Source organism: Pseudofrankia saprophytica (genome assembly GCF_000235425.2).
GTDB lineage: Bacteria > Actinomycetota > Actinomycetes > Frankiales > Frankiaceae > Pseudofrankia > Pseudofrankia saprophytica.
The window spans coordinates 523368-548012 of record NZ_KI912267.1 but is presented as its reverse complement, the minus strand read 5'-3'; the positions used below and the strand labels follow the sequence as shown (position 1 = coordinate 548012).

Here is a 24645-nt window from a genome sequence, read left to right as displayed (position 1 = left end):
GGCCGGCGTGGAAACGCGCCGGCCAGGCTCGCGCGCGGATCAGCTGATCCTGATGGTGGGCAGGAGCTTCGCGACCTCCGAGGGGATGCCGCCGTCGAGGATGCGGAAGGGTATCCCCGGCAGGTACCAGCTGCGCGGGTGGAAGACGTACCCGTCATCGACGCAGTGGGCGGTCCACTTGTCGTACGCGCCGACCTGGCTGGCCACGTTCCAGGGGCCCTGCTCGACCGGCGCCGCCGGGTCCGGACGGGTGTCGCCGGGGGACCCGGGCGCGACCGCCGATCCGCCGGACGCGCCGTTCGGCCTCGCGCAGCCCTGGCTGTCGGGGCCGGAGTTCCAGCCCTCGTCCTGATGAGCCTCGAACGGCTGTCCCGCGTGCCCTGCGACGCTGCCAGCCTCGATCAGGATGCCTGGGCAGGCGAGGTTGTACATCCTCCGGTCGAGCTGGCCGGGCACCAGGCACGCCCAGCGGTCCCGTGGCGCCCCGGGGCCACCGGAAAGGTCGGCGCCCTGGGAGAAGACCGTCCAGCCCTTGGGCGGGATCAGCGAGACGCCACCCTGGAAGGTCATCCGGCGGGACTCGTCGGGACCGATCCTGATGCTGCGGAGCAGGTCTTCGTCGGCCTGCGGATGTCCCAGGTAGTCGAGGACGCGGAACGGGACCTCGGCCAGGTACCAGCTGCGCGGGTGAAAGACGAACCCGTTGTCGCAGTGGGCGTTCCACTGGTCGGTGGCGAAGGACCGGCCGTTCACGACCTCGTAGTCCTGGTCGCCCTGGTCGACCAGGGAGGGGCTGTCGGGCTCGAGCCCGCCGGGCCAGACCTCGTTGACCATCCCGTTCGCCCCGTCGGCGGGCGGCGTCGGGCAGGGCGCCTGGCCCGTACCGGGGTACCAGCCCATGTGTTGGTGCGGCTGGAACGGCTGCCCCTCCTCGCCCACGACGGTCCCGGACTCGACGAGGATCCCGCCGTCGCACGTCCAGTCCATCCGCGTCTCGGTCGGCGGCGGCACGAGGCAGATCCACATGTCGCGCGCGGAGCTCCCCGCATAGCTGACCGTCCAGCCGGCCGGCGGCACCAGCGACACCCCGCCGAACAGGTGCAGCCGGCGGGACTCGTCCGGAGTCGGTGCGGGCGACCTGGCCGGGACGACCGTAGCCGCACCGGAGTCACGGCCCAGGCCCAGCCCGAACACCACCGCGACGGCGGCGACCGCGACCGCGGTCACGCCGGCGACCACCGCCGTGCGGACCTGCCGGTGATGGCGCGCGTCGGCCCGCCGCGCCAGGTCCTCGGCGCGGTGCGGGTTGTCGGGCATGTCGGTGGCGGCGGCCCGCAGCAGCCTCGTGAGGTCGTTCGTCTCGTTCATCGAGCCTCTCCGCTCCGCGGGTGGGCGTCCAGGGACGGGCGTGTGCCGAAGGCTGGTGGGTGGGCCGCCGAGGCCAGGCCCGGAGACTCGGCCAACAGGGCACGCAGGCGGCTCAGCCCGTGGAAGGTGAGGCTGCGGACCGTGCCTGGTTTGCAGCGGAGCAACCGCGCCGTCTCGGCGTCGGAGAGGTCCTCGTAGTGGCGCAGCACGACCGCGGCGCGCTGCCGCGCGGGCAGCCGCCGCAGCGCCGCGACCAGGCGCGACCGCTCGTCGGCCGCGTCGGTCGGGTCGGCTCCCGGCAGGTCCGGCAGCGTCGCCACCGGGCGCTCGCCCGACGACCGGCGCCGCCACCAGGAGCACGAGAGGTTGACCATCGTCCGGCGGGTGTAGGCCTCCCAGCGGTCCGGGTCGACCTTTCCGCGCCGCAGCCAGACCGCGAGCAGCGCGCTCTGGACGAGGTCCTCGGCGCGGCCCGCGTCGCCGGTCAGCAGGTAGGCGGTCCGACCGAGCGCCTGGCCGCGGTTGCGCACGAACTCGGTGAAGTCGTCATCCACAAGTCGGTCCTTCGTGCCTGCCCGGCCTCACGTGGGCCGGTGGTGCAGTGAGGACGAGATGACGCCACCCCGACGTTCGGAATTGTCGGGAAGCCGACAAACAGCGCCCGAGCCGGTCCGTTAGCCGGCGGACAGCACGGCGAGGGCGGACGTGACGAGATGGCGCATCAGGCCGGGGCGGGTGCCGCGGTAGCGGGCCAGGAACTCGGCGGGCGGCAGGAGGACGCGGCCCGCCGACTCATGACCGTCCGCCCAGGGGAGCAGGTGGCGGACCCGGGCGACGTAAATGATCATATAGGTCAGGTCGTCCGGGCCGAAGTGGTCCGACTCGATGACTTCGACCAGCGCCAGGTCGCCCAGCTCGGCCCGGATCTCCTCCCGGGTCTCCCGGCGGGCCGTCTCCTCGGGGGAGGAGTCGCGCCACTGGACGTGGCCGCCGGGCAGGTCGAGCCCGCGCGCGAGATCCGCGAGCACCAGCCGGCCGTCGTCGGCCACCGCGACCACCGACGCACTCGTCACCGCGTCGAACGCGGGCCGGGCCGCCGGCCCGAGACAGGTCAGTCGCGACGGGCCGCGCGCCGACCGTGACCGCGACGTGGGCCGCCGGTCCTCGTCCGCCGCCGGACCGCCCGCGGTCGTCACGAGAACGGCGCGGTCAGGCGCGGAGAAGCTCGTCGAGGACGGCGTCGAGCTCGCGTTCGGGATGCTCCTGGCCGGCGGGGACGACCCGCTCGGTGCGCTCCAGGAAGTCGCGAAGTGGCTCGGCACCGAGAACGACGGTCGAGTGCGAGGCGCCGTCAGTGAGCACCAGCTGTACCTCCGAGCGGCGCGGATCGGGGGTGAAGCGCACGTCGCCGTCGCCGGTCGGCTTCTCCAGACCGGCGCGCAAGGAGTCCCGCGGGGCCACCCAGTTGCCCTGCGGCAGCGCCGGATGGTCGGGCCGGGAGACCAGGGAAAGGCTGACGGCCAGCGGGTCGCAGGCGCGCCAGGTGACCACGAGGACGGTGACCCGTCCGGTCGTCGACGCGTCGTCGATGATGAACTCGGTGCTGACGTCCAGACCCTGCACGGGTGGGTCCCTCCCTCGCTGCGCCTGCCAGGCCGACGACGCCGCTTTCTCCCAGCAGCCAAGTTCCCAGTTGCTGATTTGAGGGTCGCAGCGTCGCGTCCCAGGTGCCAGCCGGGTGTGGACGGCTTGCCGACAGGCAGCCGCTACCCGCGGCGACATCGCCGCTGTGCTGTCTTCCTGGTGGCGCTCTCGCGGGAGGTCCCCGACAGCGGATGCGCCCCTACAGCCGTGCACCCATCCGGTGATGCGGCCTTGCTGTTGTGCGCGGTATTGCAATACCGCGGTGCGCCTTCGGCCCCACTGGCTCGGGCCTTGGGGCGACACCACCATGTGTCTGACGGAGGCGCGAGCGCCCCCAGCGCCGCTCACCCTGTGCCGGTCACCCTGTGCCGCGCAAACGGCACCGGCCAGATCGAGCGGCGGCGCGCACTCGCGCAAGCACGCTACGTCCACGATACGTGGTACGCCTCGCCCGCGCTTGGGTGGGTGAGGAAACGGCGGCAGGAAAAAGGTCCGTCCGGGTGGGTCCCGCGGGTGACGGCGCCGTCGGGCCGCGGCGCGCCCGGGCCCGGGGCGTGGCGCGCTGGCCGTCGGGAGGGTGGCGCACGGGCCGTGATGAAGTGGTGAGAGCCGCATCCGCCGTGAGCGAGACACGGTAAGGACACGGAGCGGGTGGCTTCGGGGGGTACCCCTCGACAAGCATCAACGCTCTGCGTGATGAAATGGTTACGTGGAGGCGCTGTCTGACCGTGACCCGGGTCGCCGTAGGCTCGACCTATGGCTGATCCGGCGTCCTACCGACCCGCGCCGGGCTCGATCCCCGAGACCCCGGGCGTATACCGCTTCCGGGATCCCCATGGCCGCGTCCTCTACGTCGGCAAGGCCAAGAACCTGCGCGCCCGGCTCGCCAACTACTTCACCGACGTCTATGCGCTGCATCCTCGTACCCGCACGATGGTCACCACAGCGAGCTCCGTCGAGTGGACCGTCGTGTCCACCGAGGTCGAGGCGCTCGCGCTGGAGTACACCTGGATCAAGGAGTACGACCCGCGCTTCAACGTCCGCTACCGCGACGACAAGAGCTACCCGAGTCTCGCCGTGACACTGCAGGAGGAGTTCCCGCGGCTCCAGGTCATGCGTGGGCCCAAGCGCAAGGGTGTCCGGTACTTCGGCCCCTACGCGCACGCCTGGGCCATCCGGGAGACGCTCGACCTGCTGTTGCGGGTGTTCCCGGCGCGCACCTGCTCCGCCGGTGTCTTCAAGCGCGCCGGGCAGGTCGGCCGCCCGTGCCTGCTCGGCTACATCGACCGCTGCAGCGCGCCCTGCGTCGGACGGGTCAGCGCGGACGAACACCGCCAGATCGTCCAGGACTTCTGCGACTTCATGGGCGGCCAGACCGGCCGTTTCCTGCGCCGGCTGGAAACCGAGATGCGGGACGCCGCCGAGCTGCAGGACTACGAGCGGGCCGCCCGGCTGCGCGACGACGCCGGCGCGCTGCGCCGCGCGATGGAGAAGCAGGCCGTCGTGCTGCCCGACGGCACCGACGCCGACGTCGTCGGGTTCGCCGAGGACGAGCTGGAGGCGGCGGTCCAGGTCTTCTACGTGCGTGACGGCCGGGTGCGCGGGCAGCGCGGCTGGGTCGTCGACAAGCTGGCCGACGTCGACACCGCCGACCTCGTGGAGCAGTTCCTCACCCAGGAGTATCTGGGGGACAAGGACCTGGGTGACGGCGCCCCGGCGGGCGCCGAGGGCGGCGCGGGCGGCGAGGGCCAGGCCGACATCCCGCGGGAGATCCTCGTCCCGGAGCTGCCGGCCGACGCCGAGGCGGTCAGCGAGCTGCTCGGCCGCTATCGCGGCGGGCGGGTGGACGTGCGCGTCCCGCGGCGCGGCGACAAGCGGACGCTGTTCGAGACGGTGGAGCGCAACGCCAAGCAGGCGCTCATGCTGCACCGCACGCGGCGCGCGAGCGATCTGACGGCCCGCAGCCAGGCGCTCGCCGAGCTGCAGGAGGCGCTCGGCCTCGCCGACGCGCCGCTGCGGATCGAGTGCTTCGACATCTCCAACACCCAGGGCACCAACGTCGTGGCAAGCATGGTCGTCTTCGAGGACGGCCTGCCCCGCAAGTCGGAGTACCGGCGCTTCTCTGTCCGAGGAGTCGCCGGCCAAAGGCCGCGCGACAATGGCGAAGCTCGCGCGGCCGGAGGCCCCCAGCAGACGGCCGGCCAGGACGACGTCGCGAGCATGTACGAGACGGTGGGCCGCCGGTTCAGTCGGTACCTCGCCGAGCGGTCCCGTACGGGCGAGCTGCCTGGCGCGGAGGACGACGAGGCCCGGGGCGAGGCCGGGCCGGCCGAGGTCCCGGCCGGCGATCCGCTGGTGGTCGACGGGCGGCCGCGCAAATTCGCCTACCCGCCGAACCTCGTCGTCGTCGACGGCGGGCCGCCGCAGGTGGCCGCCGCGGCCCGGGCGCTGGCGGAGCTGGGGATCGAGTCCGGGCCCGGCGGGGTGGCGTTGTGCGGGCTCGCCAAGCGCCTGGAGGAGGTCTGGCTCCCGGACGACCCGGACCCGGTCATCCTGCCGCGTACCAGCGAGGCGCTGTACCTGCTGCAACGGGTGCGCGACGAGGCCCACCGGTTCGCGATCACCTATCACCGGCAGAAGCGATCCGCGTCGATGACGGTGTCGCTGCTGGACGGCGTGCCAGGCCTCGGCGAGACCAGGCGCAAGGCGCTGCTGCGCACGTTCGGCTCGGTCGCGAAGCTGCGCGCGGCCAGCGTCGAGGAGATCGCCGGCGTGCCCGGGATCGGCCCGCGCACCGCCGCCGCCGTCGTCGCGGCGCTCGCCACGAGCGCCCCAGGGGCGTCGGCCGCGCCCGCGCCGGCGGTCGACCCGCTCACGGGCGAGATCCTGGATGCCGCCCCGCCGCCGCCAGCGGCGGCGGGCTCGAAGGCAGCGGGCCCGAAATCGGCAGAGAGTTCCGAGCCAGCAGAGGATTCCGAGCCAGCAGAGGGCTCTGAGACAGAGGAAGAGCACGCCGTGACAAGGGGGACCACGCCGTGACCGCCGCCGCACCCAGTGTGCCGCTGGATCTCGCGATCATCACCGGGCTGTCAGGCGCCGGCCGCAGCACCGCGGCCAAGTGCCTGGAGGACCTGGGCTGGTTCGTCGTCGACAACCTGCCGCCGGCGCTGCTGTCGACGATGGCCGAGCTGGGCCGTCGCTCCGGCGGCGGCGTCAGCCGGATCGCGGCCGTCGTCGACGTGCGCGGCCGGGCGTTCTTCGCCGACCTGCGGGCGGCGCTCGACGCGCTCGACGCCGCCGGCACCCGCCCGCGGGTGCTGTTCCTGGAGGCGTCGGACGACGCGCTGGTCCGCCGGTTCGACCACGTCCGCCGTCCGCACCCGCTGCAGGACGACGGCCGGGTCGTCGACGGCATCAGCCGGGAGCGCGCGCTGCTCGCCGAGCTGCGCGGCGAGGCCGACCTGGTGCTGGACACCACCGACCTCAACGTCCACGAGCTGCGATCGAAGATCAACGCCGCCTTCGGGCAGCCGGGTGGCAATCGGTTGAACGCCACGGTCATCTCGTTCGGCTACCGCTACGGCCTGCCGCTGGACGCCGACCTGGTCGCCGACTGCCGGTTCCTGGCCAACCCACACTGGGTGGAGGCGCTCCGGCCGTTCACCGGCCGCGACCCACAGGTGCGCGACTATGTTCTCGAGCAGCCGGGTGCCAAGGAGTTCATCGACCGGTACGCCGAGCTGCTGCGCCTCGTCGGCGAGGGGTACCTGCGCGAGGGCAAGCGGTACCTGACCCTCGCCGTGGGCTGCACCGGCGGGCGGCACCGCAGCGTCGCCGTGGCCGAGGAGCTCGCCGCCAGGCTCGCCGCGACGGGCGTTGGCGTCCAGATCGTGCACCGCGACCTGGGTCGGGAGTGACGCCGGTGCCCCATCACCCCCACGACCTGCCCGGAGATCCCATGACCCAGGTTCGGGCGGACCAGCTGCCGGCGCCCGGGGCGCCAGCCGTCGTCGCCTTCGGCGGCGGGCACGGCCTCGCCGCGTCGCTGTCGGCGCTGCGCCGCATCACCGACCGGCTCACCGCCGTCGTCACCGTCGGTGATGACGGCGGGTCTTCCGGTCGGCTGCGCCACGAGCTCGGCGCGCTCCCGCCCGGCGACCTGCGGATGGCGCTGGCGGCGCTCGCCGGCCCCGACCAGTGGTCACGGACCTGGGCCGACGTGTTCCAGCGCCGGTTCGACGGTCCGGGGCCGCTGGCCGGGCACGCGCTGGGCAACCTGGTGCTGGCCGCGCTCGCCGAGCAGATCGGCTCGCCGGTGCTGGCGCTGGAGCTGGCCGCGCAGCTGCTCGGGGTGAGTGGCCGGGTGCTGCCGCTGTCCGAGGACGGGATCGACATCGTCGCCGAGGTCGCTGGTCTTGACCCTGACGACCCGGCGGCGACGCGGCGGGTGCGCGGCCAGGTGGCGGTGGCCACCACCGCGGGCTCGGTCTGCGAGGTCTGGGTGGAGCCGGCGGAGCCGCGGGCCTGCATTCCCGCCTGCGCCGCTGTCGAGGAGGCCGACTGGCTGGTGCTCGGCCCCGGCTCGCTCTACACCAGCATGCTGCCGCACCTGCTGGTACCGGAGATGCACAAGGCGATCACCGGCGCGGCGGCGCGCCGGCTGGTCGTGCTGAACCTGGTCTCGCAGCCCGGGGAGACCGAGGGCTTCACTCCCCAGGCGCATCTGCGCGTGCTCGCCCGGCACGCCCCGGGGCTCACCGTGGACGTGGTGCTCGCCGACCCGGCGACCGTCCCCGACCCCTCGGCGCTCGCGGAGGCGGCCGCCGACCTCGGCGCCGAGCTGCACCTCGCGCCGGTCCGTTCGGCCGACGCGGCGGGGATCCACGATCCCACGCTGCTCGCGGCCGCCTTCGAGGCCGTCTTCGCGGCATCCGGTCCCGCGTCCAGCGGCATCCCTGGCCCGTCGGCCGAGGCCGCGGTGCTGACGATGCGCGCGACCCCTAGCCCTCCCGACCTGCGGGTGACCGCCCGCGACCTCAAGGAGTGATCGGTGTGGCGGCGATGACGGCCACCGTGAAGGACGAGCTCAGCCGGCTGCGGGTGGCGAAGCCCTGCTGCCGGCGCGCGGAGATGGCGGCGTTGCTGCGTTTCGGCGGTGGCCTGCACATCGTTGGGGGCCGGATCGTCGTCGAGGCGGAGCTCGACACCGGGGCGGCCGCGCGCCGGCTGCGCCGGGAGATCGCCGAGGTGTTCAGCTTCCCGTCGACGATCGCGGTGCTGGCCGCCGGCGGCCTGCGCCGGTCGGTCCGCTACATCGTGCGGGTCGAGCGCGACGGTGAGCAGCTCGCCCGGTCGACCGGCCTGCTCGACCAGCGCGGACGTCCCGTCCGCGGACTGCCGCCCCAGGTCGTCACCGGTTCGGCCTGTGACGCGGCGGCGGCGTGGCGAGGGGCGTTCCTCGCGCACGGCTCGCTCACCGAGCCGGGGCGGTCCTGCTCGCTGGAGGTCACCTCGCCCGGCCCGGAGGCGGCGCTGGCGCTCGTGGGCGCGGCCCGCCGGCTCGGGGTGCAGGCCAAGAGCCGGGACGTCCGTGGCGTCGACCGGGTGGTGATCCGCGACGGCGACGCGATCAGCGCGCTGCTGACCAGGATCGGCGCGCACGACAGCCTGCTGGCCTGGGAGGAGCGGCGGATGCGCCGCGAGGTCCGGGCGACCGCCAACCGGCTGGCGAACTTCGACGACGCGAACCTGCGCCGCTCGGCCCGGGCGGCCGTGGCCGCCGGCGCGCGGGTGCAGGCCGCGATGCGCATCCTCGGCGACGACGCTCCCGAGCACCTGCTGGCGGCCGGCCGGCTGCGGCTGCAGCACGCCCAGGCGTCGCTGGAGGAGCTCGGCGCGCTCGCCGACCCGCCACTGACGAAGGACGCCGTCGCCGGCCGGATCCGCCGCCTCCTCGCCCTCGCCGACAAGCGCGCGAGCGTCCTCGGCATCCCCAACACAGAGGCCAGCGTTTCGCCCGAGCTGCTGGAGAACGCCTGATGTGCGGTGACCGGCGCGAGTGATCCGGCCCCCGTTGGGCCTCGGATACCGAACCCGGCGGCGCAAAGTCGTTAGGCTCTGGGGCGGCAACGGAACATGACGTCGGTACGACGGTTGGGAGTCCGCGGACGTGGCTACGCGAGTAGGGGTCAACGGTTTCGGTCGCATCGGCCGAAACTTCTGGCGGGCGCTGGCGGCGAGCCCGCAGACGGGGCTCGAGGTTGTCGCCGTCAACGACCTGACCGACAGCAAGACCCTTGCCCATCTTCTGAAGTACGACACCACCCTGGGCACGCTGTCCGAGACGGTCAGCGTGGTCGACGGCGGCATCCAGGTCGGCGACAGCACGATCAAGGTGCTCGCGGAGCGGGACCCGGCGGCGCTGCCCTGGGGCGAGCTGGGCGTCGACATCGTCATCGAGTCGACCGGCCGGTTCACCGACCGCGAGCCGGCCGCCAAGCACTTCGAGGCGGGCGCGAAGAAGGTCATCATCTCGGCTCCGGCCAAGGGTGAGGACCTGACCGTCGTCATGGGCGTGAACGACGACGTCTACGACCCGGCCAGCCACCACGTGCTGTCGAACGCGAGCTGCACGACGAACTGCGTGGCGCCGCTGGCGAAGGTCCTCGATGAGGCGTTCGGCATCGAGAACGGCCTGATGACCACGATCCACGCCTACACGAACGACCAGGTGATCCTGGACTTCCCGCACAAGGACCTGCGCCGGGCCCGGGCGGCCGCACAGAACATCATCCCGACCACGACCGGCGCGGCCAAGGCGACGGCACTGGCGTTGCCGAAGCTCAAGGGCAAGCTGGACGGCATCGCGATGCGGGTGCCGGTGCTCGACGGCTCGGTCACCGACCTGGTCGTCAACCTGGCCAGGCCGGCCAGCAGGGACGAGATCAACGCGGCCTACCAGGCGGCGGCCGACGGCTCGCTGAAGGGCTACCTCGTCTACACCGAGGACCCGATCGTGTCGTCGGACATCGTGGGCACCCCGGCGTCGTGCACCTTCGACTCGCTGCTGACCATGTCCACGGGCACCTTCGTGAAGGTCGTGGGCTGGTACGACAACGAGTGGGGCTACTCGAACCGCCTGGTCGACCTGACCGCCCTGGTCGCCAGCCGGCTCGGCTGATCGAGCCGAAGCTAGCGAACCCGCTGTGACGAGCCGCCCGGTGCCCTCGGCACCGGGCGGTGTCGTCTGTGCCATCAGATCTTCCCCTTTCTTCCTTCCTCATCACTGGAGACGCCAAGCGTGAGGACGATCGACGACCTGCAGGTCGCCGGGCATCGGGTGCTGGTCCGCAGCGACCTGAACGTGCCGCTCGACCGGTCCGGCGACACCCCGCGGATCACCGACGACGGCCGGGTGCTGGCCAGTGTGCCCACCATCAGGACGCTCGCCGAGCGCGGCGCCCGCGTGGTGGTCTGCTCCCACCTGGGCCGGCCCAAGGGCGAGTACGACGAGAAGTACTCGCTGGCCCCGGTGGCCGCCCGGCTCGCCGAGGCGCTTGGCCGGCCGGTCGCCTTCACCGGCGACGGCACCGCCGACATCGCGGGCTCGGCCGCCGCGAGCGTCGTCGCCGGGCTCGGAGACGGCGAGGTGGCGCTGCTCGACAACCTGCGGTTCAACTCGGGGGAGACCAGCAAGGACGCCGCGGCGCGGGCCGCGTTCGCCGACGAGCTGGCCGCGCTCGCCGAGTTCTACGTCGGCGATGCCTTCGGCGCCGTCCACCGGGCGCACGCGAGCGTCTCCGACGTGCCGAAGCGGCTGCCGCACGCGGCCGGCGGGCTGGTGCTCGCCGAGCTGGACGTGCTGCGCAGGCTGGCAGGCGACGCCGGCAGGCCGTACGTCGTCGTGCTCGGCGGGTCGAAGGTGTCGGACAAGCTGGGCGTGATCCGGGCACTGTTGCCGAAGGTCGACGCGCTGCTCGTCGGCGGTGGCATGTGCTTCACGTTCCTCGCGGCCCAGGGCCACGGCGTCGGCGCGTCGCTGCTCGAGGCCGAGATGATCGACACGTGCAAGGACCTGCTCGCGGAGGGCGGCGAGCGGATCGTGCTGCCGTCGGACGTCGTCATCGCCGACCGGTTCGCCGCCGACGCCGCCACCGACGTCGTGCCGGCGGCCGGCATCCGCGACGGCTGGCTGGGGCTCGACATCGGCCCCGACTCGACCAGGCTGTTCGCCGGCAGGCTCGCGGGCGCACGGACGATCTTCTGGAACGGGCCGATGGGCGTCTTCGAGATGGCGCCGTTCGCCGCCGGCACGAAGGGTGTCGCCGAGGCGATCGCGTCGCAGGACGGCTTCACCGTCGTCGGCGGCGGTGACTCGGCCGCGGCCGTGCGCACCCTTGGCATCCCCGAGTCGTCGTTCAGCCACATCTCGACCGGTGGCGGCGCGAGCCTGGAGTTCCTGGAGGGCAAGTCCCTGCCCGGCCTCGCGGCGCTGGAGGTGCTGGGCTCATGACTCCGCCTCCGCTGGGGCGCACAGGTGGCAAGCCGAGTGGCAAGCCGGTTGGTGGCCCGAAGTCGAAGGGCACCGGCCGGCGCACCCTCGTCGCCGGCAACTGGAAGATGAACCTCAACCACCTCGAGGCGATCGCGCTCGTCCAGAAGATCGCCTACGACCTCAAGCCAGACGAGCTGGACCGGGTCGAGACGGTCGTGTTCCCTCCGTTCATCGACCTGCGCAGCGTGCAGACCACGATCGACGGGGACAAGCTCGCGCTCGGCTACGGCGCCCAGGACCTCTCGCCGTTCGACTCCGGGGCGCACACCGGCGACGTCGGTGGGCCGATGCTGGCCAAGATCGGCTGCACGTATGTGATCGTGGGGCACTCGGAGCGGCGCACCGACCACCACGAGACGGACGCGGTGGTCGCGGCGAAGGCGGCCGCCGCCTACCGGAACGGGCTGACGCCGATCGTGTGCATCGGCGAGCACGAGGACGTCCGGGTGGCCGGCAGCCACATCGAGCACTGCCTGGCGCAGCTGGACGGCTCGCTCGCGGGCGTGACGCCGAAGCAGGCGGAGACGCTCGTCGTCGCCTACGAGCCGGTCTGGGCGATCGGCACCGGCCGCACGGCCTCGGCGCAGGACGCGCAGGACATGTGCGCGGCCGTCCGCGGCCGGCTGGCCGAGAAGTTCACGCCCCAGGTCGCCGCCGGGATCCGGGTGCTCTACGGCGGCTCGGTCAAGGCTGCCAGCGCCGCCGAGCTGTTCACCATGCCGGACGTGGACGGCGGGCTGGTCGGCGGCGCGAGCCTGGCGGCCGAGGAGTTCACCGCGATCGTGCGCAGCGGGCCGCCGGCCTAGGGTTCGGTTCCATCGGGCGTGTTCTGGGGCCCGGGTCGCTGTCAGCGGCCCGGGCCTCTTGCTTTGGGCGGCCCGCCCGATGGGCGGACCGGCGGGTGGCCCCGCGGAGGCGTGGCCACCCCGAACGGGGGGTCGCCGCCTCCGGCGCGCGGTGTTGTGTCGACGTTGGGTATGGGGGTGGTTGAGCCCCCTGGCCCGTGCTCCGCGACGGTCGTTCTCCGGGCGTCGCGAAAGTTCGCTCGCCGTGGCGGGGCGGTGGCCGTGCCGGATGCCGCGGGTGCGCTTCGTCGCGCTCTGCTCTGTTACGGCTGAGCTGGCCGGCGCGTTGCGCCAGTACGTCGGCGGCCGCGCACGTTCTCCCCGATGTAACGCATACGTAACTTAACGGTCATCGTGTGGCAAATGGGCAACGTTTCCTCAGCACTTCATAACATCCGCTATCCAGTGTGCCCGGACAACGCTACCGTGCGTTGACTTTGGTGCTTTGGGGGGAACGTTTATTTTGGCTGCCCTGGAGGTGGTTCGTGGCGGTGCCGGTTCAGGTGGAGCCCACCGACTTGACGCCCGGTCCGCCGGCGGTCAAGCCGGTCGCCGGCCGGTCGCTCTGGCGGATCGCCTGGTCGCGGCTGCGTAGGGACAAGGTCGCGCTTGCCAGCGTCGCCTTCGTCATCCTCGTCGTGCTCATCGCGATCTTCGCGCCCGTGCTGACGTCGATCGTCGGAGTGAATCCGGACGAGCCCAACTACGGCCTGCTCGACCCGAACACAGCCCTTCCCGCGGGCTCGTTCGGCGGCGTGAGCTCCCATCACCCCTTTGGTGTCGAGCCGCTCAGCGGGCGCGACGTCTTCGCCCGGGTCGTCTACGGCGCTCGCATCTCGCTGCTGGTCGCGTCGCTGGCGACGCTGCTGTCCGTCGTCCTCGGCACCGTGATGGGGCTGATCTCCGGCTACGTGGGCGGCTGGATCGGCGGCCTGATCGCCCGGCTGATGGACCTGCTGCTCGCCTTCCCGCTGCTGCTGTTCGCGATCGCGATCGTCGCGGTGATCCCGGACAGCGCCCTTGGCCTGAACGGCAACACGCTGCGCCTGCTCATCCTGGTGTTCATCATCGGGTTCTTCAGCTGGCCGTACATCGGCCGGATCGTCCGGGGCCAGGTGCTCTCGCTCAAGGAGAAGGACTTCGTCGCGGCCGCGCGTGGCACCGGTGCCGGGTCCATCCGGATCATGGTGAATGAGCTGCTGCCGAACCTGGTCGCGCCGATCCTCGTCTACAGCACCCTTCTGATCCCCACGAACATCCTCTTCGAGGCCGCGCTGTCCTACCTCGGCGTGGGCGTGAAGCCGCCGACCTCGTCCTGGGGCGACATGCTCTCGACCGCGGCGGGCGGGCTGTTCAGGGTCGATCCGACGTTCATGGTCGTACCGGGCGTGGCGATCTTCCTTACCGTGCTGGCGTTCAACCTGCTCGGCGACGCGCTGCGGGATGCCTTCGACCCCCGAGGCGGCGGCTGACAGCCGGCACGCGGCCACCATCTCGGGGCCAACACCCTGGCGCGGCGGCGAGACCCGCCGTACCGCGCCGGTCAGCCGGATCCCTCCCGCAACGGCGCGGGTCGGGGTCCGCACGCACGGACAATCCTCGGCCCATCCCGGGGCAGCACCGCACAAGAAGAGGGGAACCGGATGAGGAAACACTCGGTCTGGATCAGGACCGGCGTGTTCGTCGCGGCTGTGGGCTTGGCCCTCGCCGCCTGCGGCAGCAGCGACGACGACGGCACCACCGCTGGGGGCAGCAGCGGCCCGGCCGCCTCCGGCCTGCCGACGACGACGGACCAGCTGTTGTACGCGTCGGACAAGAAGGGCGGCACCCTCAAGGCGCTGTCCAGCGGCGACTGCGACTCGTGGGACCCGGCGCGAACCTACTACGCGACCTGCTGGGACCAGCTGCGCTGGATCACCCGCTCGCTGCTGACCTACGAGACCAAGCCGAACTCGGCCAAGCTCGTGCCGGACCTGGCGACCGAGGTCCCGACGTCGCCCGACGGCGGGAAGACCTGGACCTACAAGCTCAAGGCCGGCATCAAGTTCGAGGACGGGTCCGCGATCACGTCCAAGGACATCAAGTACGGCATCGAGCGGTTCTTCGCCCAGGACATCATCAACGGTGGTCCGACGTTCGTCATCGACTCTCTTCAGACCGACCCCGAGTACCCGGGCCCGTACAAGGACACCAGCCCGGACAAGCTGGGCCTTTCGTCCGTTGAGACGCCGGATGACACGACCCTTATCTTCCACCTGAACAAGTCGTTCCCGGACTGGAACTACATCATGGCCCAGCCGGGCGCGTCGCCCGTGCCGCAGGCGAAGGACACCGGCGACAAGTACACGTCGCACCCGGTGGCGTCCGGCCCGTACAAGTTCGACAAGTACGTGCCGAACCAGTCGCTCACCCTGGTCCGCAACGACCAGTGGGACCAGTCGACCGACGAGATCAACAAGGCGCTGCCGGACAAGATCGAGATCACCATGGGTCTCGAGTCGGCCGAGATCGACAACCGGCTGATGTCCGGTGACGCCGATGTCTTCCTCGACCAGACCGGCGTGGACATCGCGGCGCGCAACCAGCTCCTCGCCGACCCCACGCTGCGCAAGGCCCGCACCACGGTCGACCTGACCGGCTTCCTGCGCTACCTGAGCGTGGCCACCACGGTGAAGCCGTTCGACAACGTCCACTGCCGGCTCGCGGTCGCCTACGCGGTCAACAAGCAGGGCCAGGTGGCGGCGCGCGGCGGTCCCACGGCCGGCGAGCCCGCGACGACGATGCTCCCGCCGACCGTTGCCTACTACCAGAAGTTCAACCTCTTCCCGACGCCGAACGACGCCGGCGACCTCGCCAAGGCCAAGGACGAGCTGAAGGCCTGCGGCCAGCCGAACGGGTTCACCACCAAGATCACCGCCCGTAGCAACCGGCCGCTCGAGGTCAACCAGGCGACCGCGCTCCAGGCGGACCTGAAGAAGATCGGTATCACCGCCTCTGTCGAGAAGTTCGACTCCTCGCAGTACTTCTCGGCCGTGATCGGCATCCCGAAGAACGTGCAGGAGAAGGGCTACGGCCTGCACATCACCGGCTGGGGCCCGGACTGGCCCTCGGCCTACGGCTTCTTCAGCTCCATCGTCGACGGCCGGAAGATCCTGCCCCAGGGCAACAGCAACTACGCCGAGCTCAACGACCCGACCGTGAACTCGGGCATCGACGAGGGTCTCGCCGCCAGCGACGACGGCGCGGCGCAGGCCGCCTGGACCAAGGTCGACAAGGGCGTCGTCCAGTCCGGCGCGTATGTCCCGCTGATCTACGACAAGGCGATGAACCTGTACAGCGACCGGGTCACGAACATCCAGTTCTCGCCCGGCTACAACATGGCCAACTTCGCCGCGATGGGTGTGGTGCGGTGACCGAAGGCCGGCAGCCGCCGGCCTGAGCCACGGATCCGGCCGCCGGGTGGGCGCTCCCGCCCATCCGGCGGCCGGATCCGCGCGGCAACCCAGGAGCTGGCAACCCAAGACCCACCGAACCAAGACCCACCGAGACGCTGACAGAAGCGGAGGCCACCAGAGATGGCTGGATTCGTGATCCGCCGGGTGCTTGGCGGGATCGTGATCCTTTGGCTCATCAGCGTCATCACGTTCCTGCTGTTCTTCCTGGTACCGAGGACCCTGGGCTCGAACCCCGCGGTCCTTTTCGCCGGCCGTTCGCCGAGCGAGGCGGCCATCGCCGGCGTCACGAAGAAGCTGGGCCTGGACCAGCCGCTGGTGGTCCAGTACTGGCACTTCCTCAAGGGAATCTTCATCGGCCGGCACTTCGACGCCGGGCCGGACAAGACCTGGTGCCCGCCGCCCTGCTTCGGGTACTCGTTCAAGAACAGCGAACCGGTCTGGACCGAGATCACCCGGGCGCTGCCGATCACCGTCTCGCTGGCGTTCGGCGCCGCGGTGCTGTTCCTGCTCTTCGGCGTCGGGATCGGCATCCTGTCGGCGCTGCGCCGCGGCTCGGTCCTCGACCGGGCGGCGATGACCGTCGCGCTCGGCGCCGTCTCGCTCCCGGTCTACTTCACCGGTCTCGTCCTGCTGCTGCTGGTCAGCTACCAGTGGCGGATCTTCCCGAACATCCACTATGTGGCGTTCCTGGACAACCCCCTGCTCTGGGCGCGCAACCTGCTGCCCGCCTGGATCGTGCTCGCCTTCCTGTACTCCGCGATGTACGCCCGGCTGACCCGGGCGAGCATGCTCGACGTGCTCGGTGAGGACTACATCCGCACCGCCCGGGCCAAGGGCCTTCCGGAGCGCACGGTCGTCGGCAAGCACGCGCTGCGGGCCGCGCTGACCCCTGTCGTCACCATCTTCGGCCTCGACCTGGGCTCGCTGCTCGGCGGCGCGGTGCTGACGGAGAGCACATTCGGCTTCCGTGGGCTCGGAAAGACGTCCATCGAGGCCATCTCGACCGGGGACCTGCCGACCATTCTCGGGGTCACGATCTTCGCGGCGGGCTTCGTGGTCCTGGCCAACATCCTCGTCGACGTGTTCTACGCCGTAGTCGACCCCCGGGTGCGCCCGACATGACCGCTTCCCAGGTGCCAGAGACCGCGCGAGCAAGCCACGACAGGACGAGGAGGCAGCGATGACCACGCGGCCCGAGTCATCGGATGCCGCGGGCGCCGCGGGCGCCGCTCTCGTGAAGGGGGACCGGCCGTATCTCGACGTGCGCGACCTGCGGGTGACGTTTCGCACGGACGACGGCGACGTGCGCGCCGTCAACGGGCTGTCGTTCAGCCTCGAGCGCGGCAGGACCCTCGGCATCGTCGGCGAGTCCGGCTCGGGCAAGAGCGCGGCGAGCCTCGCCGTCATGGGCCTGCAGCGCGGCCGGCGTACCACGGTGGACGGCGAGATCTGGGTTGGCGGCGAGAACCTCGTCACCTCGTCGCCGGAGCGGGTCCGCTCGCTGCGTGGCCGGGAGATGGCCATGATCTTTCAGGATCCGCTGTCGGCCATGCACCCGTACTTCAAGATCGGTGACCAGATCATCGAGGCCTACCGGGTGCACCACGACGTGTCCAAGAAGGTGGCGAAGAAGCGGGCGATCGAGCTGCTGGACCGGGTCGGCATCCCGTCCGCGGCCCGCCGGGTCGACAGCTACCCACACGAGTTCTCCGGCGGCATGCGCCAGCGAGCCATGATCGCGATGGCGCTGTCCTGTGACCCCTCGCTGCTCATCGCGGACGAGCCGACGACGGCGCTCGACGTCACGGTCCAGGCCCAGATCCTCGACCTGCTGAACGACCTGCAGAAGGAGTTCAACTCGGCGATCGTCATCATCACCCACGACCTCGGCGTGGTCGCCGAGATCGCCGACGAGGTGCTGGTGATGTACGCCGGCAACGCCGTCGAGCATGGATCGGTCCAGGAGATCTTCAGCGCGCCGCAGCACCCCTACACCTGGGGCCTGCTCTCGTCGATCACCCGGCTCGACCGGACCCGCGCCGAGAGGCTGCGCGCCGTGCCGGGCAACCCGCCGAGCCTCATCGCCGTGCCGGACGGCTGCCCGTTCCACCCTCGCTGCCAGTACGCCAACCTCGCCGGCCCGGCGACGCGCACCGAGCGGCCTACGCTGGAGACGGTCGCGCCCGGCCACCGGGTGGCCTGTCACCTGCCGGTCGAAGCCCGTGTCCGGATCTTCCGTGAGGAGGTGGCACCGAGCCTGTGAACAGCCACGAGGTGACGAAGCCCGGCGCCGCGGGAGCGGCTGAGACCGGGGCGGACGCTCCGTCCACGTCGAAGCCGGAGCCCGGCCAGCCGGCCGTGCTGACCAAGCCCGGCCGGCCGGCCGAGACGCCCGAGGCGGAAGCACTGCTGCGGGTCACCGACCTGCAGGTGCACTTCCCGGTCACCCAGGGCGCGCTGATCGCGCGCAAGATCGGCGCGGTGCGCGCCGTCGACGGGCTGAACTTCGCGATCCACCGCGGCGAGACGCTGGGGCTGGTGGGAGAGAGCGGCAGCGGCAAGAGCACCACCGGCCGGGCGATCGCCCGGCTGCTGGAGCCGACCGGCGGCACGGTCGAGTTCGACGGGCGGGACATCACCCACCTGTCCGCCCGCGCGATGCGGCCGCTGCGGCGGGACATTCAGATGATCTTCCAGGACCCGTACACGTCGCTGAACCCGCGGCACACCGTCGGGTCGATCGTCGCCGCGCCGCTGAAGATCATCGGTGACCTGTCGGGGGATGCCCTCAGGGCTCGCGTCCGGGAACTGCTCGAGCTCGTCGGCCTTTCTCCCGAGCACCTCAACCGCTACCCGCACGAGTTCTCCGGTGGCCAACGCCAGCGCATCGGCATCGCCAGGGCGCTCGCGACCAATCCCAAGCTCGTGATCGCCGACGAGCCGGTCTCCGCGCTCGACGTCTCGGTGCGCGCCCAGGTCGTCAACCTGCTCGGTGACCTGCAGTCCGAGCTCGGGCTGACGTACATGTTCATCGCCCACGACCTCTCGGTGGTGCGCCACATCAGTGACCGGGTCGCCGTGATGTACCTTGGCACGATCGTCGAGATGGCCGATCGGGTCGGTATGTACGAGCATCCGTTGCACCCGTACACCCACGCCCTCCTGTCGGCCGTCCCGGTGCCGGACCCGGCGAAGCAACACCGGCGGGAGCGGATCCTGCTGCGGGGCGACCCACCAACCCCGCTCAACCCGCCCGCCGCGTGCCGGTTCAACCCACGTTGCTGGAAGGCCGAGGAGGTGTGCAGGACCGTGGAGCCACCTCTGGTGGAGATCCAGCCGGGCCACCAGGTCGCCTGCCACTTCCCCGAGGAGCGGGAGCTGGTCTAGATGGCAATCGGGCTGTCCATCGTCGTGATCATCACGAGTGTCATCCTCGTGATGCTGGTGCTGCTGCACCGGGCGAAGGGCGGCGGCCTGTCGACGCTGTTCGGCGGTGGTGTCTCGTCGTCGCTCGGCGGCTCGTCGGTGGTCGAGAAGAACCTCGACCGGCTGACGATCGCCGTCGGGACGATATGGATCATCGCGATCATCGGGCTCGGCCTGCTGCTGAAGAGTTGAGCCCGCGCCGCGCCGCCGGCCGCGCGAGGCGCCGGTCGGCCCTTCACCCTGTCCCCGTGCTTGCGGCGTTACTCGCCGTCGCCGCCGTGCTCGCGGGCTGCGGCGGCTCGTCGAACGGCCCCGTTCCGACGGCCTCGGTGAGCCCGTCCACCGCCGCCCAGCCGACCGACAAACCAGGCGGCACCCTGCGCCTGGTGACGTCCGCCATGCCCACCGGCGACCCCGGCTGGGCCGCCACGACCGCCGACCGGGTTTTCACCCGGCTGGTGAGCCGCACGCTGTACGCCTACCCCGCCGACTCGGACGTCGACAACTCCGTCGTCCCACGCCCGGACCTCGCCGCCGGTGCGCCGCAGGTCAGCGACAACCGCCAGGTGATCCGGGTGCGGCTGCGTTCGTCGGCCCGCTGGGACACCCCGGTTCCGCGCCGGATCACCGCGTCCGACGTCGCCCGTGGGATCAAGCGGCTGTGCGCGCCGCCGACCCCGTCGCCGCTGCGCGGCTACTTCTCGGCGACCGTCGTCGGGTTCAACGACTACTGCACCGCGCTGTTCACGAAGCCGATCGACCAGGTCAGGGACTTCATCGAGACCCAGTCACCCGCCGGCATCCAGGTGATCAACGACACCGACATCGCGTTCCACCTGACGGAGCCCGTCAACGACTTCGTCGACGTGCTCGCGCTGCCGGCGTCGGCACCGGTGCCCTACGAGGCGCTGGACTACCTGCCGAACTCGCCCGACTACCTGGCGAACCTGGTCTCCGACGGGCCGTACCGGATCACCTCCAGGACCAGCGGCACGTACCTGCTGTCCCGCAACCCGGAGTGGAACGCCTCGATCGACTTCGTCCGCCGAGCCCTGCCGGACCACATCGAGATCCGCACCGGGGTGGACGCGGCGACCGCGCAGGCGGAGATCGAGGCGGGCAAGGCGGACATGGCCCTGGACGCCGCCGTCCCGCTGGACCGCGCCGCGGCCCTGCTGGCGGCGGGTGACCCGCGGCTGTCGGTACCGACCACCGGATCGACCATGTTGCTCGCAGTCGCCCAGCACGGGCCCGCGGCCGCGGCCCTCGACGACCTGGCCGTCCGGGAGACGCTCGCGACGTGCATCGACCGGATCGCGGTCGTCAAGGCGCTCGGCGGTCCGCCGTTCGCCACGGCCGCGACGCAGCTGCTGCAGTCGACGATGACCGGCTACAGCCCGCTGGACCCGTTCCCGACCCCGTCCGGCGCCGGCGACGCCACCCGGTGCGGGCAGGGGCTCGCGAACGCTCCGGGCGGGCCGGTGAGCACGCTGACGTTGCTCACCTCCGACAGCCGGCCCGACGCGGTCGTCGCCTCGGCCCTGGTCGAGACGTTCGCGAAGGTGGGCGTGAAGCTGGACGTCCAGGCGCGCTCGGCGGCGGACTTCGCGACGGCGGCGGTCAGCCCGCTGGCGCAGAGCTGGGACCTGGCACTGACGACCATCACCCCGCTGTGGTTCGGGGACGCGGGGCGAACCGTGTTCCAGCCGTTGCTCGACCCGAACTGGGTCGGCCAGCGAGCCGTGGACGGCGGCTACGACACCAGGGACGTCGTCGCGACGATGGGTGTGGCCCTGCGCGCCACGACCGAGACGCTGCGCGCCGGGGCGTGGGCGGACCTGGAGGCGACGGTGCTGCGCGACGTCGCCGTCATCCCGCTCGCCGTGGTCGCCGAGCCGCGGTTCCACAGCTCCTCGGTGCTGGCGTTCACCCCGGTCCCGTCGCTCGGCACCGGCGACCCGGCCGGCGTCTCCCTGGGGCCGGCATAGCGGCTTCCCGGGCGTCCGCGGACGGCCCATGGGGTCTGGAATCCCCCGGTGCGTCACGTGGTGGCACCCGCGTCCTACACTCGCCCCAGAGCGAACCGGGTTATACCTGGTCCGAGGTCTGATGTGGCTGGCGCCGGCTCGTTGGCTGGCGCCGAAAGCGGCCTGGCTGGCGCTGGCTGACCTTGCCGGCGCTGACCTGGCTGGAACTGAGGAGAAGGAGTACGCGGGCCGTGGCAGGTGGCAACGCCATCCGGGGGAGCCGGGTCGGGGCGGGACCGATGGGAGAGGCCGAGCGGGGAGAGACGGCCGCTCGGCAGCGGGTGTCCTTCTGGTGCGCGAACCAGCACGAGACGCGGCCGTCGTTCGCCGCGGAAGCCGCGATCCCAGACCAGTGGGACTGCCCGAGCTGCGGCTACCCGGCGGGTCGTGACCGGGACAACACCCCCGCGCCGCCCAAGATCGAGCCGTACAAGACCCATCTCGCCTACGTCCGGGAACGGCGTAACGAGAAGGACGGGGAGGCGATCCTCGCGGAGGCCCTCGCCAAGCTTCGGGGGTCCCCCACCTCGTCCTGACCGCTCCCCTGGAGTGACGCCGGCGCCGGCGCCGGGCACCCGCCGCCGCCGACGCCAGGATTTGGCGTTGTTCCGGAACCGGCCAGTCTGACCCGTTACGCTTCGCTCAACCTGGGCCACGGCCCGTGCGTTGCGTGCGAGCGGATCGGCGGGCGGATGGGGACCGAGGCCACTGCCGGGCACGTCGAGCCTGTCGAGCCCGTCGGGCCGGCGGAGGTCGCTCTGCCGGCCGGGCCGACGGGGGCCATCGGGCGGCTGATCGCCGGGCGGTACCGGCTGGCGGATCTCATCGGCGTCGGCGCGATGGGGGCCGTGTGGCTCGCGCGTGACGAGCTGCTGCATGTGGACGTCGCGGTCAAGGAGATCCGGCCGCCGTTCGCGTTCGCCGGCCCCGGCGTGGCTGGTGGCGCCGGTGGGCCTGGCGGGGGCGCCCACGACGGCGCCGGCGGGAACGGCGCGCAGGGCGCGGACGGCGGGAGCGCGGACGGCTGGGTGGCCTCGACCGCCACCTGGGTGGCGCAGGCGTTGCAGGAGGCCCGCAGCGCCGCCCAGCTGCGGGCGAACCCGCACGTGGTCACCGTCCACGACGCCGTCGTCGACGACGGCGCGCCGTGGATCGTCATGGAGGCCGTCGCCGCCCGCTCGCTGCAGGAGGCGGTCGCGCGGGACGGGCCGTGCCCCCTCGCCGAGGTCGCGCGGATCGGGCTCGCCGTGCTGGACGCGCTCGTCGCCGGGCAGCGGCTCGGCGTGGTCCACCGCGACGTCAAACCGTCCAACATCCTGCTCGCGCACGACGGCCGGGTGCTGCTCACCGACTTCGGGATCGCGGCCTCGGCCGCAGACCCGACCCTGACCCACCAGCCCGTCGGCGCCGGCCTGCCCAGCGGCACGCCCGCCTACATGGCGCCCGAGCGGCTGCGCGGCGGCCCGGCGACGCTCACCGCCGACCTGTTCGCCCTCGGCGCGACCCTGTTCTACGCGGCGGACGGCCTGGCCCCGTTTCATCGGGACTCCCTGCTCGCCTCGCTGCACGCCGTCCTGAACCACCAGCCGGAGCCGGCCCGCGACGTCGGCCCGCTCGCCCCGGTGATCGCCGGTCTGCTCACCAAGGACCCCGGGGCTCGGCTGCGCGCCGACGGCGCCGCCGCCCTGCTTACCCGCGCCCTGCGCCTCCTCACCAACGACGCCAGGCCTGCGGCGCAGCTCCCGCCGTCTCCCGATGGACCAGGACCCATCTCCCCTCCGGCGGGCGTACCGGTTCTCCACGCGTCGCCGCCCGACCGGCCGCCGCTACCCGACGGTCCGCTGGCAGAGCGGTCTCCCCACGGGCGGGCGCCCGAGCCGCCCGGATCCAAGCCGCCCGCACCCGAGCCGCCGACGACGACGCCTCCGCGGTTGGGGCGGCCGGGGGCGTCGAGTGCCGCACCAGTGCCGTTGGGCCAGCTGGACCCGGCGGCCGGTGGGCCTGGCGAAGACGGCGGCGGCGGCGGCCGTGCGGGCCTTCACCGCCCGTTGCCGCTGCCCGTGCCGCCCGGCGTGGCCGCGGTGGTCGCCGTTCTCCTGCTTCTGGGGCTGGCCGCCTGGGGAATCGGGGCGGCGCGTGGCGGAACCGGCCCTTCGCCGCCCTCGTCCACGCGGGCCGGGACGGCGCCCTCCGGCGGCGTGACGTCCGCGGCGGCGTCGGGCCCAGCCGGCGCCACCGCGGCCGGTACGGGAGCCGCGGCGACCGCCGGCACCGGTGGCAGCGGGGGCATTGCCGCAACCGGCGGCGCCAACGGCGCTGGCGTCGTGCCGGTGGGCATGCTCGGCCGCTGGCACGGCACCGTCACCCAGGGCGTGGACACGTCCGGCGTGGCGCCGGACGGTTCGACCTTCACCCTGCCCCCGATCCGTTTCGAGGTGACGCTGGACCTGCGGGGCGGTGTCATCGGCCAGACCGTCGGCACGTCGCGGTCGTCCGAGGGCTGTGTCGCGGACCTCGTGCTGCGGGAGGCGGGCGTGGCCCAGATGGACGTCCAGGAGATCCTGACGCAGAACAACATGGTCTGCATCGGCGTCTTCCGAGTCAGGCTCACCCTGAACGGTGACGGGACGCTCGGCTATTACTACGACCCCACGGTCGTCACCTCCGCCGGCCTGGCCACGCTTACCCGGGGATAGCGCGGATCCGGAGGCTCGGTGGTGTCAGCGGTGGCCGCCGCCCCGGCGGCCACCGTCCGCGCGGACGGCGGCGCGGTGCCGGGACTGAGGAACACCGGGAGCCGCCTGGGCCGGGACATCCCACGTCAACGCCAGCTCGCCGCCCGGCGGGAGCTCCCGCCACTGGTCGCGCAGCTCCCGCAGCCGCCGCGCGGCCGCCGGCCCGCCGGCCGGGTCGAACGGCGGCGCGCCGGTACCGACGCTGCCCCAGGCGGCGGTCAGCGCGGCCTCGACGCCCTGGTCCACCTCGTCGACCGCCCGGTGCACGACGCCGGCCACCACCTCGGCCAGCATGAGGTGCCGCTGGTTCGCGGCGAGGATCGCCCGGGACCGCCGCTCCGCGTCATGACGAGGACGACCGGCAACCACTCGCATGCTGGCGAACATGACCCCGGACGCGACGCTGCCCCAGAAGCCCCGGGCCATGCGGAACTCGCGTTCGGCGACGAAATGCGCCAGGTCGTGCGGCACGGAGTACTTCCGGTCGTAGGACGTGAGCCGCAGGACCACCCCGTCTGGCCGGATGATCGATGCGACCGACCCACCGCTGCGCGTCTCGTCAGGCGAGAAGGTCACCAACACGAGATCAAG

Annotated in this window: 21 protein-coding genes; 16 read left to right on the top strand and 5 right to left on the bottom strand. The window is 72.2% G+C overall.

Annotation, left to right across the window (positions count from 1 at the left end; translation table 11 throughout):
- Window positions 1–39 precede the first annotated feature (39 nt).
- The 4 genes from FRCN3DRAFT_RS0236860 to FRCN3DRAFT_RS0236845 all read right to left on the bottom strand — a co-directional run bounded on the left by FRCN3DRAFT_RS0236860 (window position 40) and on the right by FRCN3DRAFT_RS0236845 (window position 2991).
- Window positions 40–1368 carry a hypothetical protein gene (locus tag FRCN3DRAFT_RS0236860; protein WP_007514593.1) on the bottom strand — a complete coding sequence of 443 codons (1329 nt, stop codon included), beginning with the start codon at window positions 1366–1368 and terminating at the stop codon, window positions 40–42.
- The gene (locus FRCN3DRAFT_RS48040) at window positions 1365–1922 is read right to left on the bottom strand and encodes a SigE family RNA polymerase sigma factor (RefSeq protein ID WP_007514594.1); all 558 of its coding nucleotides are present in this window, start codon (window positions 1920–1922) and stop codon (window positions 1365–1367) included. The genes FRCN3DRAFT_RS0236860 and FRCN3DRAFT_RS48040 overlap by 4 nt, the downstream gene beginning before the upstream one ends.
- 120 nt (window positions 1923–2042) lie before the next feature.
- Window positions 2043–2564: an NUDIX hydrolase gene (locus FRCN3DRAFT_RS0236850; RefSeq protein ID WP_027141267.1), complete on the bottom strand. Its 522-nt coding sequence runs from the start codon at window positions 2562–2564 to the stop codon at window positions 2043–2045.
- 13 nt (window positions 2565–2577) lie between these two features.
- Window positions 2578–2991: an SsgA family sporulation/cell division regulator gene (locus FRCN3DRAFT_RS0236845; RefSeq protein ID WP_007514596.1), complete on the bottom strand. Its 414-nt coding sequence runs from the start codon at window positions 2989–2991 to the stop codon at window positions 2578–2580.
- Between the two features lie 777 nt (window positions 2992–3768).
- Here FRCN3DRAFT_RS0236845 and uvrC point away from each other — a divergent pair.
- From uvrC to FRCN3DRAFT_RS0236765, 16 genes are all read left to right on the top strand, one after another.
- Window positions 3769–6051, top strand: a complete 2283-nt coding sequence (uvrC, locus tag FRCN3DRAFT_RS0236840; protein ID WP_007514597.1) for an excinuclease ABC subunit UvrC — start codon at window positions 3769–3771, stop codon at window positions 6049–6051.
- Complete coding sequence (gene rapZ / locus FRCN3DRAFT_RS0236835) at window positions 6048–6929, top strand: RNase adapter RapZ (RefSeq protein WP_007514598.1); 882 nt, start codon at window positions 6048–6050, stop codon at window positions 6927–6929. The genes uvrC and rapZ overlap by 4 nt, the downstream gene beginning before the upstream one ends.
- A gap of 41 nt (window positions 6930–6970) precedes the next feature.
- Window positions 6971–8059 (top strand): gluconeogenesis factor YvcK family protein, encoded by a 1089-nt coding sequence (locus tag FRCN3DRAFT_RS0236830; RefSeq protein WP_007514599.1) that lies wholly within the window; start codon window positions 6971–6973, stop codon window positions 8057–8059.
- Window positions 8060–8064: 5 nt separating this feature from the next.
- Window positions 8065–9051, top strand: coding sequence for a DNA-binding protein WhiA (whiA, locus tag FRCN3DRAFT_RS0236825; protein ID WP_007514600.1), 987 nt, complete (start codon window positions 8065–8067; stop codon window positions 9049–9051).
- 130 nt (window positions 9052–9181) lie between these two features.
- Window positions 9182–10192: a type I glyceraldehyde-3-phosphate dehydrogenase gene (gene gap / locus FRCN3DRAFT_RS0236820; RefSeq protein WP_007514602.1), complete on the top strand. Its 1011-nt coding sequence runs from the start codon at window positions 9182–9184 to the stop codon at window positions 10190–10192.
- A gap of 120 nt (window positions 10193–10312) precedes the next feature.
- On the top strand, window positions 10313–11524 hold the full coding sequence (locus FRCN3DRAFT_RS0236815) for a phosphoglycerate kinase (RefSeq protein WP_007514604.1): 1212 nt from the start codon (window positions 10313–10315) through the stop codon (window positions 11522–11524).
- Window positions 11521–12372, top strand: a complete 852-nt coding sequence (gene tpiA, locus FRCN3DRAFT_RS0236810; RefSeq protein WP_007514606.1) for a triose-phosphate isomerase — start codon at window positions 11521–11523, stop codon at window positions 12370–12372. Before FRCN3DRAFT_RS0236815 ends, tpiA begins: the two co-directional genes overlap by 4 nt.
- Window positions 12373–12851: 479 nt before the next feature.
- On the top strand, window positions 12852–13883 hold the full coding sequence (locus FRCN3DRAFT_RS0236805) for an ABC transporter permease (protein WP_232794430.1): 1032 nt from the start codon (window positions 12852–12854) through the stop codon (window positions 13881–13883).
- 171 nt (window positions 13884–14054) lie between these two features.
- A complete protein-coding gene (locus FRCN3DRAFT_RS0236800) occupies window positions 14055–15824 on the top strand; it encodes an ABC transporter substrate-binding protein (RefSeq protein WP_007514610.1) in 1770 nt (589 codons plus the stop codon).
- Between the two features lie 162 nt (window positions 15825–15986).
- Complete coding sequence (locus FRCN3DRAFT_RS0236795; protein ID WP_007514612.1) at window positions 15987–16988, top strand: ABC transporter permease; 1002 nt, start codon at window positions 15987–15989, stop codon at window positions 16986–16988.
- A 58-nt stretch (window positions 16989–17046) separates the two neighbouring features.
- Window positions 17047–18129, top strand: a complete 1083-nt coding sequence (locus FRCN3DRAFT_RS0236790; RefSeq protein ID WP_007514614.1) for an ABC transporter ATP-binding protein — start codon at window positions 17047–17049, stop codon at window positions 18127–18129.
- Window positions 18126–19253, top strand: a complete 1128-nt coding sequence (locus tag FRCN3DRAFT_RS0236785; RefSeq protein ID WP_007514616.1) for an ABC transporter ATP-binding protein — start codon at window positions 18126–18128, stop codon at window positions 19251–19253. Before FRCN3DRAFT_RS0236790 ends, FRCN3DRAFT_RS0236785 begins: the two co-directional genes overlap by 4 nt.
- A complete protein-coding gene (secG, locus tag FRCN3DRAFT_RS0236780; protein ID WP_007514618.1) occupies window positions 19254–19484 on the top strand; it encodes a preprotein translocase subunit SecG in 231 nt (76 codons plus the stop codon).
- Between the two features lie 56 nt (window positions 19485–19540).
- Window positions 19541–21280 carry an ABC transporter substrate-binding protein gene (locus tag FRCN3DRAFT_RS0236775; RefSeq protein WP_007514620.1) on the top strand — a complete coding sequence of 580 codons (1740 nt, stop codon included), beginning with the start codon at window positions 19541–19543 and terminating at the stop codon, window positions 21278–21280.
- A 230-nt stretch (window positions 21281–21510) separates the two neighbouring features.
- Window positions 21511–21855, top strand: a complete 345-nt coding sequence (locus FRCN3DRAFT_RS0236770; protein WP_007514622.1) for an RNA polymerase-binding protein RbpA — start codon at window positions 21511–21513, stop codon at window positions 21853–21855.
- Between the two features lie 156 nt (window positions 21856–22011).
- A complete protein-coding gene (locus tag FRCN3DRAFT_RS0236765) occupies window positions 22012–24015 on the top strand; it encodes a serine/threonine-protein kinase (RefSeq protein ID WP_007514624.1) in 2004 nt (667 codons plus the stop codon).
- A 24-nt stretch (window positions 24016–24039) separates the two neighbouring features.
- Here the strand turns inward: FRCN3DRAFT_RS0236765 and FRCN3DRAFT_RS50260 are convergent, their stop codons facing one another.
- Entirely contained in the window at window positions 24040–24636 is a 597-nt protein-coding gene (locus FRCN3DRAFT_RS50260; RefSeq protein WP_007514626.1) for a hypothetical protein, read from the bottom strand.
- Window positions 24637–24645 lie beyond the last annotated feature (9 nt).

What these genes read in the sequence shown, in the direction of transcription:
- FRCN3DRAFT_RS0236795 (WP_007514612.1), top strand. Translation starts at nt 15,987, where the DNA reads ATGGCTGGATTCGTGATCCGCCGGGTGCTTGGCGGGATCGTGATCCTT.
- secG (WP_007514618.1), top strand. Translation starts at nt 19,254, where the DNA reads ATGGCAATCGGGCTGTCCATCGTCGTGATCATCACGAGTGTCATCCTC.
- FRCN3DRAFT_RS0236860 (WP_007514593.1), bottom strand. Translation starts at nt 1,368, where the DNA reads ATGAACGAGACGAACGACCTCACGAGGCTGCTGCGGGCCGCCGCCACC.
- uvrC (WP_007514597.1), top strand. Translation starts at nt 3,769, where the DNA reads ATGGCTGATCCGGCGTCCTACCGACCCGCGCCGGGCTCGATCCCCGAG.
- FRCN3DRAFT_RS0236790 (WP_007514614.1), top strand. Translation starts at nt 17,047, where the DNA reads ATGACCACGCGGCCCGAGTCATCGGATGCCGCGGGCGCCGCGGGCGCC.
- FRCN3DRAFT_RS0236765 (WP_007514624.1), top strand. Translation starts at nt 22,012, where the DNA reads ATGGGGACCGAGGCCACTGCCGGGCACGTCGAGCCTGTCGAGCCCGTC.
- tpiA (WP_007514606.1), top strand. Translation starts at nt 11,521, where the DNA reads ATGACTCCGCCTCCGCTGGGGCGCACAGGTGGCAAGCCGAGTGGCAAG.
- FRCN3DRAFT_RS0236800 (WP_007514610.1), top strand. Translation starts at nt 14,055, where the DNA reads ATGAGGAAACACTCGGTCTGGATCAGGACCGGCGTGTTCGTCGCGGCT.
- FRCN3DRAFT_RS0236830 (WP_007514599.1), top strand. Translation starts at nt 6,971, where the DNA reads ATGACCCAGGTTCGGGCGGACCAGCTGCCGGCGCCCGGGGCGCCAGCC.